Below are 14,087 nucleotides of genomic sequence, written 5' to 3'. Positions count from 1 at the left end.
CGTCCGATGATCAGGGCTTGAGCGCGCGCCAGCCGATGTCCTTGCGGTACTGCGCACCGTCAAAACCCAGGCCCTGCGCGACCTCGTAGGCGCGCTGCTGCGCGGCCTTGACCGTGCTGCCGAGCGCCGTCACGCAGAGCACGCGGCCGCCCGAGGTCAGTGTCGCATCGCCATCCTTGCGCGTGCCGGCGTGGAACACCATGGCGTCCTCGGGCGCGTCGCCGGGTTTGACCAGGCCGTGAATCGCGTCGCCCTTGCGCGGGTTCAGCGGGTAGCCGTGCGCGGCCATCACCACGCCCAGGGCCGGCCGGCGGTCCCAGTCGAGCTCGATCTGGTCCAGCGCGCCCGAGGTGGCCGCCATCATCACGTCGTAGAGATCGGTCTTGAGCCGCATCATGATGGGCTGGGTTTCCGGGTCGCCCATGCGGCAGTTGAATTCGAGTGTCTTGGGCTTGCCTTCGGCGTCGATCATCAGGCCGGCATACAGGAAGCCGGTGAAGGGGATGCCGTCTTTTTCCATGCCCTTGATGGTCGGCAGGATGATCTCGCGCATGGCGCGGCCGTGCACTTCGGGTGTGACCACCGGGGCCGGCGAATACGCGCCCATGCCTCCGGTGTTCGGGCCTTCGTCGCCGTCCAGCAGGCGCTTGTGGTCCTGGCTGGTGGCCATGGCAGCCACGTTCTTGCCGTCGCACATCACGATGAAGCTGGCTTCCTCGCCCTGCAGGAATTCCTCGATGACGACGCGCGCGCCGCCCTCGTTGTGCGTCACGCCCAGCGGGTTGAAATCCGGGTTGGGCGCGAGCATGAATTCGATGGCCTCGTGCGCCTCGTGCAGCGTCATCGCCACCACCACGCCCTTGCCGGCTGCCAGGCCGTCGGCCTTGACGACGATGGGCGCGCCTTTTTCGTCCACATAGGCGTGGGCCGCGGCCGCGTCGGTAAAGGTTTCGTATTCGGCCGTGGGAATGCCGTGGCGCTTCATGAAGGCCTTGGAAAAGGCCTTGGAGCTTTCCAGTTGCGCGGCGGCCTTGGTCGGACCGAAAACCCGCAGGCCGTGCGCGCGGAACTCATCCACGATGCCCGCCGCCAGCGGCTGCTCGGGGCCGACCACGGTCAGCGCGATCTTTTCGGCCAGCGCCCATTCGCGCAGCGCCTTTACATCGGTGATGGCGATGTTTTCCAGCCGCGAATCGAGCGCCGTGCCGCCGTTGCCGGGCGCGACGTAGACCGCCTGGACTTTCGGGGACTGGGCCAGTTTCCAGGCCAGCGCGTGCTCACGGCCGCCGCCACCAATAACAAGAACTTTCACGGGAGGTTCAATCTAAAAAACAGCAAATAGCTGAGGTACACAACAAGAATAAATACGATGCCGAAAATGACCTTGGCGGCCGCCTTGCCTCGGCGCTGCATCTCAAGCGCCTGGTCGTTGACTTTGCCGGCCTTCATGATGTTGGCCCGGGTTTCGTCGACCAGCGACTTCTGCACGGCCAGGGATTCCTTCTGCAACGCAATGGCCTCGCCGCGCAGGCGGTTGCCCTCCTGCAGCAGGGTTTCAATGCGGGCCAGCCGTTCCGAATCGTCCATCATCTCACCCTTGGGCTTCAGTTTTCGAGGGCCGCGTTGTGGAACACGTCCTGGGTGTCGTCCAGGTCTTCCAGCACGTCCAGCAGTTTTTGCATCTTGCGGGCGTCCTCGCCGGCGAGCTCGATCGTGTTGTCGGCGCGCATGGTGACTTCGGCGATCTCGGGCTTGAGGCCGGCGGCCTCCAGCGCGTTGCGCACGGCCTCGAAGCCGGTGTAGGGCGTGAGCACCTCGATGGCGCCGTCCTCATGTGTGATCACGTCGTCGGCGCCGGACTCCAGCGCCACTTCCATGACCTTGTCCTCGCTGGTGCCGGGCGCAAAAATCAGCTGGCCGCAGTGCTTGAACTGGAAGGCCACCGAGCCCTCGGTGCCCATGTTCCCGCCATTCTTGGAAAAGGCGTGGCGGATCTCGGCCACGGTGCGCACCTTGTTGTCGGTCATGCAGTCGACGATGATGGCCGCGCCGCCTATGCCGTAGCCCTCGTAGCGCACCTCTTCGTACTGCACGCCTTCCAGGCTGCCGGTGGCCTTGGCGATGCCGTATTTGACGTTTTCATTGGGCATGTTGGCCGCTTTGGCCTTGTCCACCGCCAGCCGCAGCCGCGGGTTGATGCCCAGGTCGCCGCCGCCCATGCGGGCCGCCACCATGATCTCGCGCATCACGCGCGTCCAGATTCGCTGGCGTTTTTCGTCCTGGCGGCCCTTGCGGTGTTGAATATTCGCCCATTTACTATGACCAGCCACGACGGAAACCCTTTATTCAATGCTTTTCGGTGATTAATTGATTTAATCTACAAACCGCATTTTACTTTTTCACCCACCGCACACCCCCATGGCCGAAACCACCGCCCTCCCCCTGCTCATCGCCCGCAACGCCGACACCCAGTGCGAACTGCTGCCCGGCCTGGCGAACCGCCACGGCCTGATCACCGGCGCCACCGGCACCGGCAAGACCGTCACGCTGCAGACTCTGGCCGAAAACTTCTCGAAAATCGGCGTCCCGGTCTTCATGGCCGACGTCAAGGGCGACCTGACCGGCATCAGCCAGGCCGGCACCATAGGCGCCAAGATGGCCGGCGTGCTCAAGGAGCGCGGCATAGACATCCCCGAATCGCTGGCCTGCCCGGCCACGCTGTGGGACGTCTTCGGCGAGCAGGGCCACCCGGTGCGCGCCACCGTCTCCGATATGGGGCCGCTGCTGCTGGGCCGCATGCTCAACCTCAACGAGACCCAGGCCGGCGTGCTCAACCTGGTGTTCAAGATCGCCGACGACGACGGCATGCTGCTGCTGGACCTCAAGGACCTGCGCGCCATGCTGCAGTACGTGGGCGACAACGCCAGCGAGTTCACCACCCAGTACGGCAACGTCAGCGCCGCCAGCGTGGGCGCCATCCAGCGCGGCCTGCTGCAGGTCGAAAGCCAGGGCGGCGACAAGTTCTTCGGCGAGCCCATGCTCAACATCAGCGACTTCATGCAGACCGTTGACGGCAAGGGCGTCATCAACATCCTGGCTGCCGACAAACTCATGAACTCGCCGCGCCTGTACGCCACCTTCCTGCTGTGGATGCTCTCCGAGCTGTTCGAGCAGCTCCCTGAAATCGGCGACCCTGAAAAACCCAAGCTGGTCTTCTTCTTCGACGAGGCGCATTTGCTCTTCAACGAAGCGCCCAAGGTGCTGGTCGAGCGCATCGAACTGGTGGTTCGCCTGGTGCGCTCCAAGGGCGTCGGCGTGTATTTCGTGACGCAAAACCCGCTGGACATCCCCGATTCGGTGCTGGCCCAGCTCGGCAACCGCGTGCAGCACGCGCTGCGCGCCTTCACGCCGCGCGACCAGAAGGCCGTCAAGGCCACGGCGCAGACCATGCGGCAAAAGCCCGGCCTGGACATCGAGACCGCCATCACTGAACTGGCCGTCGGCGAAGCGCTGGTCAGCCTGCTCGACGCCAAGGGCCGGCCCGGCATCACCGAACGCGTGTATGTGCTGCCGCCCGGCAGCCAGATCGGCCCCATCACACCGGCGCAGCGCCAGGCCCTGCTCCAGGGTTCGCTGGTCGCGGGTGTCTATGAAAAAACCGTGGACCGCGAATCGGCCTACGAAAAGATCAAGGGCCGCGCCGAAGTGGCGGCGACCGAAGCCGCAAAGGCGCCCCAGGGCGGTGCGGCCGGCACCAGCGACTCCGGCGGCATCATGGGCGGCCTTAACGACGTGCTCTTCGGCACCACAGGCCCGCGCGGCGGCAAGCACGACGGCCTGGCCCAAAGCATGGCCAAGTCCGCCGTGCGCACCATGGGCTCGGCCGTGGGCCGCGAGATCATCCGCGGCGTGCTCGGCAGCATTTTCGGCGGCAAGAAACGCTGAGGCGAATTCCCTCTCCGCCCCCTCTTTCTCCCTCTCCCCCGGGGAGAGAGGGGGACGTGAGGGCCAGCGGCCTTTGAACACACGCGGTGCAACGTCCAGCGCCGCAGGCCCCCATCCCAGCCTTTCCCCAGCGGGGGAAGGAGCAATACCGCTGTCGCAAATTGGCGACCCGGTGCGTGCCGGGCTTGTCAAGCCCGGCACGCATGGCTACATTGGTTTTTTTGAAGGATACGCAATGCCCGCTGAAGTTGCCGCCCCGTCTTCCGGTCCTCAATCCTCCCCGCCTGCCTCACCGGCGTCCCCCGCCTCCCACATCAGGCTGACCTCGCACGCCGGCGGCTCCGGTGCGCTGCCCATCCATTGGGGCGCGGCCACACCCGCCGAACGCGGGCCGGTGGTCGGCACCACCACCAAACGCAGCCACCGCAACGTCATCGGCACCCACAGCGGCTCCTACAGCGTCTACCGCGCGCTCGCCATCGCTTCGGGCGCACTGTCAGCCAAACACAAGGCCGATCTCACCAACACCTCGCCCACCGACGTCATCGGCCCCTACCCGCAGTGGAGCGAGCCCGGCCGCATCGTCGCCATGGACCCCTGGGGCGCCACCGTGGCCGACGTCTTCTCGGCCGAACTGGCCGCCGGCTACGACATACGCCCGACCATCGCGGTCACGCAGGCCCACGTCATCCTGCCCGAAGTGATTGAAGCCTTGCAGTCCGGCCGGCTCAAGGCCGATGGCAAATACCTCACCGCCGGCGGTGCGGCCATGGTGACCAAGGTGGCCGTCGAGCCGGTCTGGTACCTGCCCGAGGTGGCCCGGCGCTTCGGCTGCGGCGAGACCGACCTGCGCCGCGTGCTGTTCGAGGAAACCGGCGGCATGTACCCCGAACTCGTCACGCGCAGCGACCTGGAAGTCTTCCTGCCTCCCATAGGCGGCCTCACCGCCTACATCTTCGGCAAGCCGCGCGACCTGGCCAACCCCGAGATCGAACTCACCGCCCGCGTGCACGACGAATGCAACGGCTCGGACGTCTTCGGCTCCGACATCTGCACCTGCCGTCCCTACCTCACGCACGCCATCGAGGAATGCATACAGGGCGCGCAGCGCGGCGGCGTCGGCCTGGTGTCTTACTTCCGCAAGGAAGGCCGCGCGCTCGGCGAGGTCACCAAGTTCCTGGTCTACAACGCCCGCAAGCGCCAGGTCGGCGGCGACACCGCAGACCAGTATTTCGCCCGCACCGAATGTGTGGCCGGCGTGCAGGACATGCGCTTCCAGGAGCTCATGCCCGACGTGCTGAACTGGCTGGGCATCCGGAAAATCCACCGGCTGGTCTCCATGAGCAACATGAAATACGACGCCATCACGCGCGCCGGCATCGAGGTCGTCGAGCGCGTCAACATCCCCGACCACATGATCCCCGCCGACGCCCAGGTCGAGATGGATGCCAAGATGGCCGCCGGCTACTTCACGCCCGGCGCCGTACCCGATGCCGAGGAACTCAAAAAAGCCAAGGGCCGGGGGCTGGATGCCTGAAGCCACCACGCCTCCTGTCAATGCCGCATACACCATCGCCGGCAACCTGCGCGGCATAGGCGCCGCCACCGAACTGCGATCCACCGCCACCATACGCGCGCGCGCCGCCGCCCTGCTGGCCCGCGCGCGCCGCGGCGAATCGGCCTGGTTCAGCGTCAACGACGGCGCCCTGTCCACCGCCGCGGGCCTGGTCGCCGAGATCACGCGCGCCCGCTATCCAACCCTGGACATTCCCTACCACTCGCGCTGGCGGCATTTCGAGGCCGGCGGCATCGACCGCCCAGCCCTGCTCAGTGAAGCGCTGGGCTCCGCCACGGCGGCCGGCCGCGCACGCGCCCAGATCGACCTGGCGCTGATCAGCGTGCTGCTCGACGCCGGCGCCGGCCCGCAATGGCGCTACCTCGAAACCGCCCAGGGCGAACGGCCCGGCTGCGAATACAGCCGCTCCGAAGGCCTGGGCGTGGCCAGCTTCCATGCCTTCATGGCCGGCATGTTCTCCAGCGACCCGCAGTACCCGCTGCAGGCCGATGCCGCGGGCCTCAAGGCCGTCACCGCCGAACAACTCGCCGCCGCCTTCCAGGTCACCGAGGGCAATCCGCTGATAGGCCTTGAAGGCCGCGCCGCGCTGCTGCGCCGCCTTGGCCAGGCCCTGCAAGACCAGCCCGCGCTCTTCGGGCCGCGCGGCCGCCCCGGCCACCTGTTCGAGGTGCTGGTGCTGCCCGGCAAAAACACCGTCGAGGCGCATGAACTGCTGTCCATCCTGCTCACCGGCCTGTCGTCCATCTGGCCCGCGCAGAACCTGCTGGGCAGCATCCCGCTCGGCGACTGCTGGCGGCACTCGGCGGCCGGCGAGGCCGACGGCGGGCCCAGCCAGGGCTGGATGCCCTTCCACAAGCTTTCGCAGTGGCTCACCTATTCGCTGCTCGAACCCTTTGAATGGGCCGGCGTGCAGGTCAATGGCCTGGACGCCCTCACCGGCCTGCCCGAGTACCGCAACGGCGGCCTGTTCCTGGACGCCGGCGTGCTGCTGCTCAAGGACCCGGCCCAGGCCGGCCGCCTGCACCAGGCCGGCGACGAACTGATCGTCGAATGGCGCGCGCTCACGGTGGCCCTGCTCGACGAACTCGCGCCGCTGGTGCGCGAGCAGTTAGGATTGACCGCTGAACAGATGCCGCTGGCCTGTGTGCTCGAAGGCGGCACCTGGGCCGCGGGGCGCGCGCTGGCACAGCAATTGCATCAAGGCCTGCCGCCCCTGAACATCGAAAGCGACGGCACGGTTTTCTGAAATTTTTCCGGGAAGCCTGCCGGGAACAAGAGCGACGACAAATAAAGACAAGACCACAGAGGCACACACGCACATGACCATCCAGCCCAGCAAAGTCCACCTGATAGACCATCCCCTGGTGCAGCACAAGCTCACCCTGATGCGCCGCAAGGACGCCTCCACCAACACCTTCCGCACCCTGCTCAACGAGCTCAGCATGCTGATGGCCTATGAGGTCACGCGCGACATGCCCATGCAGGACATCGAGATCGAAACCCCGCTCGAAAAAACCACCTCAAAGGTCATAGACGGCAAGAAGCTGGTGTTTGTCTCCATCCTGCGTGCCGGCAACGGCATCCTCGAAGGCATGCTCAGCGTGGTGCCCGGCGCGCGCGTGGGCCACGTCGGCCTGTACCGCGACCCGAAGACGCTCACGGCCGTCGAGTACTACTTCAAGATGCCGCATGACATGGAAGAGCGCGACATCGTGGTCGTCGACCCCATGCTGGCCACCGGCAACTCGGCCATCGCGGCCGTCGAGCGGCTCAAGGAACTGAACCCCAAGTCCATCAAATTCGTCTGCCTGCTGACCTGCCCCGAAGGCATCAAGGCCCTGCAGGCCGCGCATCCCGACGTGCCCATCTACACGGCAGCCATTGACCGCGAACTCAACAGCCATGGCTATATCCTCCCAGGCCTAGGCGACGCCGGGGACCGCATCTTCGGCACGAAATGAGCCCCCACGGTCGCTCACTGCGTGTAGCTCCCTGCCCCCCGAGGGGGCCGCTGCGCCTGCGGCCCGGCAAAGCCGGTTCCGCGGCCCCTGCTTGGAAAAGCGGGAACGGTGATCTCTTGATTTTTTGCCGCTGTTTTTCCTGAACCTGAACCCACCAACCCGGAGAGTCCCATGTTTCAAGCCTCCCGCCTCAAGCGCCGCCAACTCGTGCTGCTGGCCACCGCCGCCGCCATCGCACTGCCCGGCCTGGCGTTTGCCCAGGCCAAGACCAAGGTCGCCGCGCTGTACACCGTGCCCTTCGAGCAGCAATGGGTCAGCCGCCTGCACAAGGCGCTGAAAGCCGCCGAGGCGCGCGGGGAGATTGAATACAAGGCCACCGAGAACGTCTCCAACGCCGACTACGAACGTGTGATGCGCGAATACGCCACGGCCGGCAACGCGCTGATCGTCGGCGAAGCCTTCGCCGTCGAGGCCGCGGCCCGCAAGGTCGCCAAGGATTTCCCGAAAGTGTCTTTCCTGATGGGATCGTCGGGCAAGCCACAGGCGCCCAACTTCTCGGTGTTCGACAACTACATCCAGGAGCCGGCCTACCTGAGCGGCATGATCGCCGGCGGCGTCACCAAGACCAACAAGATCGGCATGGTCGGCGGCTTCCCGATTCCCGAAGTCAACCGCCTGATGAACGCCTTCATGGCTGGCGCCAAGGAAACCAACCCCAAGGTCGAGTTCAGCGTGAGTTTCATCAACAGCTGGTTTGACCCGCCCAAGGCCAAGGAAGCCGCCTTCGCGATGATCGACAAAGGGGCCGACGTGATGTACGCCGAACGCTTCGGCGTCAGCGATGCCGCCAAGGAAAAAGGCAAGCTCGCCATCGGCAACGTCATTAACACCCAGGACAAATACCCCGACACCGTGGTGGCCTCGGCCCTGTGGAATATGGAGCCCAGCATCGACCGCGCCATCAAGCTCGTCAAGGAAGGCAAGTTCAAGGCCGAGGACTACGGCCCGTATTCGATGATGAAGTACAAGGGTTCCGAACTGGCCCCGCTGGGCACCTTCGAGAAGAAGATCCCCGCCGACATCGTCGCCAAGGTCAAGGCCAAAGAGAAAGACATCCTCGACGGCAAGGCCACCATCAAGGTCGACGACAACCAGCCCAAGTCCACGACCAAATAATCGCTGAACCCGAAAGGCGCGCCGTATGCATTTTGAGTTTGACTTGCGGCGCATCTTTTCGTCCCGGCTGTCGGCTTTTGTCGTCATCGGTTTTCTGGCCCTGAGCCTGGCCGGCTGCGCCACCCGGCCCGCCGCCGGCACGCCGGTGCGGCTTGACGAAACACCGCGCATCGCCGTGATGTCAGCCTTCCAGCCTGAACTCACCCTGCTGCTGCTGCAGCTGCAGGCGCCCGCGCGGCACCGCATCAACGGCGTCGACTTCCACACCGGCACGCTGCAGGGCAAGCCGGTCGTGCTGTTTCTCTCCGGCATCAGCATGGTCAACGCGTCCATGAACACGCAACTCGTGCTGGACCGCTTCAACATCCACAGCATCGTCTTCAGCGGCATCGCCGGCGGCGTCAACCCCGGCCTGCACATCGGCGACGTCAGCGTGCCGGCCCAGTGGGGCCAGTACCTCGAGGTATTGATGGCGCGCGAAACCGCGCCTGGCAAATTCGCCATCCCGCCGCGCATGGAAGCCCAGACCCTGGCGCCCTACGGCATGCTGCATCCGCGCCCCGTCGAAACCCGCACGGCCGCCAGCCCGGCGCCGGTGCGCAAGTTCTGGTTCGAGGTCGACCCGCGCATGCTGGCCGTGGCCCGCGGCCTGGGCCCTATCGCGCTGGAGTCCTGCAATGCCGGCGTCTGCCTGACGCACAAGCCGCAGCTCCTGGTCGGCGGCAACGGCGTCTCCGGCCAGGCCTTTGTCGACAACGCCGCCTTCCGCGAATACACCTTCAAGACCTTTGGCGCCAATGTGCTCGACATGGAAACCGCCGCCGTCGGCATGGTGGCCTATAGCAATGGCGTGCCCTACATTGCGTTTCGCTCCCTCAGCGACCTGGCCGGTGGAGGGGACGGCGCCAATGAGATGGTGACCTTCATGAATATCGCCGCGGACAATTCGGCGAAAGTATTGCTGGCGTTCCTCCTGGCATGGACACCCTGAGGGGCTTTTCACTCCCTCTCCCCCTGGGAGAGGGTTGGCGTGAGGGCCTGCGGCCTGCAAACACACACGGCGCAACATCAGACGCCGACGGCCCCCATCCCAGCCTTCCCCCAGCGGGGGAAGGAGTCATACCGTGACAGCCGCTCCCGTCCTTCGCCTCAGCGGCATCACCAAACGCTTCGGCCCGCTGCTCGCCAACGACGCGATCTCGCTGGACCTGCAGGCCGGCGAAATCCTCGCGCTGCTCGGCGAGAACGGCGCCGGCAAGTCCACGCTGGTGTCCATCCTGTTCGGCCACTACACGGCCGACGAAGGCAGCATCGAGGCCTTCGGCCGGCCGCTGCCGCCCGGCAACCCGCGTGCGGCACTCGAGGCCGGCATCGGCATGGTGCACCAGCATTTCACGCTGGCTGACAACCTTAGCGTGCTCGACAACGTGATGATGGGCAGCGAGCCGCTGTGGCAACCGTTCTCGCGGCGCGGTGCTGCGCGCGCGAAGCTGCTGGACGTGGCGCAGCGCTTCGGCCTGCCGGTCGCGCCCGAGGCCAAAGTCGGCAGCCTCTCGGTCGGCGAACGCCAGCGCGTCGAGATCCTCAAGGCCCTGTACCGCGGCGCGCGCATCCTGATCCTCGACGAACCCACGGCCGTGCTGACACCGCAGGAGAGCGAGGCGCTGTTCGACACCCTGGGGCAAATGGTGGCCCAGGGACTGTCCATCATCTTCATCAGCCACAAGCTGGCCGAGGTGCTGCGTGTCTCGCAACGTGTGGCCGTGCTGCGCGCCGGCAAGCTGGTGGCCCAGGCGCCGGCCGCCGGCACCAGCCAGGCACAGCTTGCGCAGTGGATGGTGGGCCATGCCGTCGCAGCCGCGCAGCGCCGGCCCGCGCCGGCCACGGGCGCAGCCGTCTGCACACTCAACAACGTCAGCACAGCTGATGCCGGCCGCGACCGGCTCGACAGCGTCTCGCTGCAACTCAAGGCGGGCGAGATCGTCGCGATTGCCGGCGTCTCAGGCAACGGCCAGCTCGCGCTGGCTGAGCTGCTGTGCGGCATGCGCGAAGCCAGCCGGGGCACGGTGAGCTTGCTGGGCCAGCCTTTAAAAGCCTCGCCTGCCTGGCTGGTGACGCAAGGCGTGGCGCGCATCCCCGAAGACCGGCACGGCGTCGGTGTCGTCGGCGACCTCAGCGTCTGGGAAAACGCCGTGTCCGAGCGCCTGCGCAGCCAGGCGTTCTCCCAGGCACTGTGGGTCAAGCGCCAGGCCGCCCAAGCCCATGCGGCGCGCATCGTGCGCGAGTTCGACGTGCGCGGCGGCGGGCCGCACACGGCGGCCAGGTCGCTTTCCGGCGGCAATATGCAAAAGCTGATCCTCGGTAGAGCGCTGGTGTCTCCTTCGACAGAAACCGCACCCCAGCGGCCCAAACTCATCATCGCCCACCAGCCGACCTGGGGCCTGGACATAGGCGCGGTCGCCTATGTCCAGCAGCAGCTGATCGCCGCGCGCGATGCCGGCGCGGCCGTGCTGGTGATCTCCGACGACCTCGACGAGGTCATCGCGCTGGGCGACAGGGTCGCGGTCATGCATGCGGGCCGGCTCACCGAGGCCTTGCCCGGCGAGGCCTGGACGCGCGAAGCGATTGGCCTCGCCATGGCTGGCGCCCAAGCCGGGCATGAGGTGCCGGCATGAGACTCGAGAAACGCAGCGAGGTCTCCAAGCTTGCCCTGCTGCTGGCCCCGATAGGCGCGATCGCCTTCACGCTGCTGGTCAGCGCGCTGCTGGTGCTGTGGGCAGGCGCGCCGCTGGGGCAGACCTACAGCCTGCTGTTCAAGGGCGGCTTCGGCTCGGTCTTTGCGCTCAGCGAAACCCTGACGCGCGCCATCCCGCTGATCCTGACCGGCCTGGCCGCCACCGTGGCCTTCAAAGCGCGCCTCTTCAACATAGGCGCCGAAGGCCAGCTCTATGCCGGCGCGCTGGCCGCCGTGGCCGTGGGCGGCCTGCATGGCGGCACCGGCTTTGAGCTGCCCGTCTGGCTGCTGTTCGGCCTCATGATGCTGGCAGCGGCACTGGCCGGCGCCCTGCTGCTGCTGGGGCCGGCCTTGCTGAAAGCGCGGCTGGGCGTCGACGAGGTGGTCACCACCCTGCTGCTCAACTTCGTGATGCTGCTGTTTGTCTCGGCCATGCTCGACGGTCCCATGAAAGACCCGACCGCCATGGGTTGGCCGCAAAGCGTGGCGCTGCTGGGCGACCTGGAGCTGTCCAAACTGATCGAGCAGACGCGCATACACACCGGCTTGTTCTGGGCCTGCGGCCTGGCCGTGGCGCTGTGGGCCTTGCTCAAATACACGGTGCTGGGTTTTGACATACGCGCCATGGGCGCCAACGCCAGGGCGGCAGCCTTCGCCGGCGTCCCCGTCACGCGCACCGTGGTGCTGGTCGCCTTGCTCTCGGGCGCGCTCGCGGGCCTGGCCGGCGCCATCGAGGTGGCCGGCCGCACCAGCTACGTCACGCTGGACATGTCGCCCGGCTACGGCTACACCGGCATCGTGATCGCCATGCTGGCCGCGCTGAATCCGCTGGGCGTGATCGCCGCCGCCGTGTTTGTGGCCGGCGTGCTGGTAGGCGCCGACACCATGAGCCGCGCGGTCGGCGTGCCCACCTATATCGCCGATGTGATTGTTGCGGCTTCGTTGATTTCGGTGCTGGTGGCGACGCTGATGACGCAATACCGGCTGGTGTTGGGGCGCAAGCCATGACTGAGATGCTTGACATCTTGACCGCCGCTCCTTTCTGGATAGCGGTATTGCGCATCGCCACACCGCTGATCCTCGGCACCCTGGGCGTGCTGCTCTGCGAACGCGCCGGCGTGCTCAACCTAGGCATCGAAGGCATCATGGTGGCAGGCGCTTTCAACGGCTGGCTGGCCGTGTACGCCGGTGCGCCGCTGTGGCTGGGCGTGGCCGTGGCCGCGCTGACCGGCGCCATCTTCGGGCTGCTGCATGCCTTCCTCACCGTGGGCCTGGCACTCTCGCAGCACGTCGCCGGCCTGGGCATCACCCTGCTGGCGACCTCGCTCAGCTATTACGGCTACCGCGTGAGTTTCCCCAAGGTCGACACGCCGCCCACCGTCATGCCGTTTGCGCCCATGCACTGGCTCGACGGCACGGGTTTGGACATCCTGGCCGCGCAAACCCCGCTCACCTTGCTGGCGCTGGCCCTGGTGCCGCTGGTCGCCTGGCTGCTCTACCGCACGCCGGCCGGCCTGGCCATCCGCATGGTCGGCGAGAACCCCCAGGCCGCCGAAGGCCAGGGCGTCTCGGTCGCGGCCACACGCACGGCGGCCATCGTCGCCGGCTCGGCCCTGATGGGCGTGGCCGGCTCTTTCCTCACGCTCTCGGCCTTTAACGCCTTTTTCTTCAACATGGTCAACGGCCGCGGCTGGGTCTGTGTGGCCCTCGTCGTGTTCGCCTCGTGGCGGCCCGGCAAGGCGCTGCTGGGCGCCCTGCTGTTCGCGTTTTTCGACGCGCTGCAGCTGCGCCTGCAGACCTCGGGCCTGGTCAACGTGCCCTACCAGGTGTATTTGATGCTGCCCTACCTGCTGTCCATCCTCGCGCTGGTGCTGGTGGCACGCAAGGCGGCGTATCCTCAGGCCTTGATGAAACCGTACCGCAAGGGTGAGCGCTGATGCGCAGCCGCCAACCGGAAAGCGCCGACCCGGCCTTCCTCAATGAAAAAACCGCCCGCAAACAAGCCGAGCGCCAGTTGCTGCTGGACGCGCTGGGCGGTAGCATCGAAGCCGCGCCCATTGAATGGGTGCCCGGCAGTGCCATCACCATCGCACCGGCCTTGCTGGCCAGCTCGCGCCTGCAGCTGCGCCCCTGGAAAGAGGCCGACCGCGAACCGTTTGCGGCCATGACGGCCGATACCGAGGTCATGCGACACTTTCCGGCCGTGCTCACGCGTGAGCAAAGCGACGCCTGGATAGACCGCATGAGCCGCAAGATCAGCGAGCGCGGCTGGGGACTCTGGGCCCTGGACTACCTGGCCGAAGGGGCGAAGGCGCCGCAATTCGCCGGCTTCACCGGCCTCAACATTCCAGACCCGCAATTTCCGCTCGGCCCTTGCGTGGAAGTGGGCTGGCGGCTCGCGCGGCGTTTCTGGGGCCTGGGCCTGGCCAGCGAGGCGGGCCGTATGGCCTTGCGCGCCGGCTTCGAATCCCTGGGCCTGGAAGAGATCGTCGCGATGACAACGCTGCGCAACACCCGTTCGCGCGCCGTCATGCAGCGCCTGGGCATGCAGGAAAGCCCTGACTACGAATTCGACCACTGGGCTTATCCCGCGGACAATCCTGAACGGCGCTGCTGTGTGTACCGCCTGCCTCGCGCGCACTGGGCCGCGAACCCGCAAAATCGCAGCTGAAAGGCCCACGCCATGCCAGACCTC

General features: G+C 66.6%; 13 protein-coding genes. 10 read left to right on the top strand and 3 right to left on the bottom strand.

The features are described 5' to 3' along the window. Positions 1–10: 10 nt before the first annotated feature. From purD to AC1D1F_RS08675, 3 genes are read right to left on the bottom strand one after another with little or no spacing between them, the layout of a single operon-like run. Complete coding sequence (gene purD / locus AC1D1F_RS08685) at positions 11–1,312, bottom strand: phosphoribosylamine--glycine ligase (protein WP_477677071.1); 1,302 nt, start codon at positions 1,310–1,312, stop codon at positions 11–13. Then, positions 1,309–1,587 (bottom strand): hypothetical protein, encoded by a 279-nt coding sequence (locus AC1D1F_RS08680; RefSeq protein WP_477677070.1) that lies wholly within the window; start codon positions 1,585–1,587, stop codon positions 1,309–1,311. The genes purD and AC1D1F_RS08680 overlap by 4 nt, the downstream gene beginning before the upstream one ends. A gap of 17 nt (positions 1,588–1,604) precedes the next feature. Further along, positions 1,605–2,330: a YebC/PmpR family DNA-binding transcriptional regulator gene (locus AC1D1F_RS08675; protein ID WP_477697465.1), complete on the bottom strand. Its 726-nt coding sequence runs from the start codon at positions 2,328–2,330 to the stop codon at positions 1,605–1,607. A gap of 88 nt (positions 2,331–2,418) precedes the next feature. Here AC1D1F_RS08675 and AC1D1F_RS08670 point away from each other — a divergent pair, with 88 nt between their 5' ends. From AC1D1F_RS08670 to AC1D1F_RS08625, 10 genes are all read left to right on the top strand, one after another. Beyond that, a complete protein-coding gene (locus AC1D1F_RS08670; RefSeq protein WP_477700698.1) occupies positions 2,419–3,945 on the top strand; it encodes a helicase HerA-like domain-containing protein in 1,527 nt (508 codons plus the stop codon). Between the two features lie 235 nt (positions 3,946–4,180). Next, positions 4,181–5,482, top strand: a complete 1,302-nt coding sequence (locus tag AC1D1F_RS08665; protein WP_477700697.1) for a GTP cyclohydrolase II — start codon at positions 4,181–4,183, stop codon at positions 5,480–5,482. Continuing rightward, entirely contained in the window at positions 5,475–6,767 is a 1,293-nt protein-coding gene (locus AC1D1F_RS08660) for a URC4/urg3 family protein (protein ID WP_477696902.1), read from the top strand. The genes AC1D1F_RS08665 and AC1D1F_RS08660 overlap by 8 nt, the downstream gene beginning before the upstream one ends. Before the next feature lie 73 nt (positions 6,768–6,840). Beyond that, positions 6,841–7,482 carry a uracil phosphoribosyltransferase gene (upp, locus tag AC1D1F_RS08655; RefSeq protein ID WP_477677430.1) on the top strand — a complete coding sequence of 214 codons (642 nt, stop codon included), beginning with the start codon at positions 6,841–6,843 and terminating at the stop codon, positions 7,480–7,482. 171 nt (positions 7,483–7,653) lie between these two features. After that, positions 7,654–8,658 (top strand): BMP family protein, encoded by a 1,005-nt coding sequence (locus tag AC1D1F_RS08650; protein ID WP_477677431.1) that lies wholly within the window; start codon positions 7,654–7,656, stop codon positions 8,656–8,658. A gap of 25 nt (positions 8,659–8,683) precedes the next feature. Further along, positions 8,684–9,649 (top strand): 5'-methylthioadenosine/S-adenosylhomocysteine nucleosidase, encoded by a 966-nt coding sequence (locus AC1D1F_RS08645; protein WP_477677432.1) that lies wholly within the window; start codon positions 8,684–8,686, stop codon positions 9,647–9,649. A 133-nt stretch (positions 9,650–9,782) separates the two neighbouring features. Next, a complete protein-coding gene (locus AC1D1F_RS08640) occupies positions 9,783–11,333 on the top strand; it encodes an ABC transporter ATP-binding protein (protein WP_477677433.1) in 1,551 nt (516 codons plus the stop codon). Continuing rightward, positions 11,330–12,400, top strand: coding sequence for an ABC transporter permease (locus tag AC1D1F_RS08635; RefSeq protein WP_477677434.1), 1,071 nt, complete (start codon positions 11,330–11,332; stop codon positions 12,398–12,400). Before AC1D1F_RS08640 ends, AC1D1F_RS08635 begins: the two co-directional genes overlap by 4 nt. Continuing rightward, entirely contained in the window at positions 12,397–13,329 is a 933-nt protein-coding gene (locus AC1D1F_RS08630) for an ABC transporter permease (RefSeq protein ID WP_477696901.1), read from the top strand. Before AC1D1F_RS08635 ends, AC1D1F_RS08630 begins: the two co-directional genes overlap by 4 nt. After that, positions 13,329–14,063, top strand: a complete 735-nt coding sequence (locus tag AC1D1F_RS08625) for a GNAT family N-acetyltransferase (protein WP_477677436.1) — start codon at positions 13,329–13,331, stop codon at positions 14,061–14,063. Before AC1D1F_RS08630 ends, AC1D1F_RS08625 begins: the two co-directional genes overlap by 1 nt. Positions 14,064–14,087 lie beyond the last annotated feature (24 nt).

It is taken from the genome of Polaromonas sp. P1_H6, from assembly GCF_056405195.1.
This window is presented reverse-complemented; position numbering and strand designations above follow the sequence as displayed.

Bases quoted from the DNA above. Each gene is read 5' to 3' on its own strand.
- AC1D1F_RS08625 (WP_477677436.1), top strand. From the start codon at position 13,329: ATGCGCAGCCGCCAACCGGAAAGCGCCGACCCGGCCTTCCTCAATGAA.
- upp (WP_477677430.1), top strand. From the start codon at position 6,841: ATGACCATCCAGCCCAGCAAAGTCCACCTGATAGACCATCCCCTGGTG.
- AC1D1F_RS08630 (WP_477696901.1), top strand. From the start codon at position 12,397: ATGACTGAGATGCTTGACATCTTGACCGCCGCTCCTTTCTGGATAGCG.
- AC1D1F_RS08645 (WP_477677432.1), top strand. From the start codon at position 8,684: ATGCATTTTGAGTTTGACTTGCGGCGCATCTTTTCGTCCCGGCTGTCG.
- AC1D1F_RS08670 (WP_477700698.1), top strand. From the start codon at position 2,419: ATGGCCGAAACCACCGCCCTCCCCCTGCTCATCGCCCGCAACGCCGAC.
- AC1D1F_RS08660 (WP_477696902.1), top strand. From the start codon at position 5,475: ATGCCTGAAGCCACCACGCCTCCTGTCAATGCCGCATACACCATCGCC.
- AC1D1F_RS08665 (WP_477700697.1), top strand. From the start codon at position 4,181: ATGCCCGCTGAAGTTGCCGCCCCGTCTTCCGGTCCTCAATCCTCCCCG.
- AC1D1F_RS08680 (WP_477677070.1), bottom strand. From the start codon at position 1,587: ATGGACGATTCGGAACGGCTGGCCCGCATTGAAACCCTGCTGCAGGAG.
- AC1D1F_RS08635 (WP_477677434.1), top strand. From the start codon at position 11,330: ATGAGACTCGAGAAACGCAGCGAGGTCTCCAAGCTTGCCCTGCTGCTG.
- AC1D1F_RS08650 (WP_477677431.1), top strand. From the start codon at position 7,654: ATGTTTCAAGCCTCCCGCCTCAAGCGCCGCCAACTCGTGCTGCTGGCC.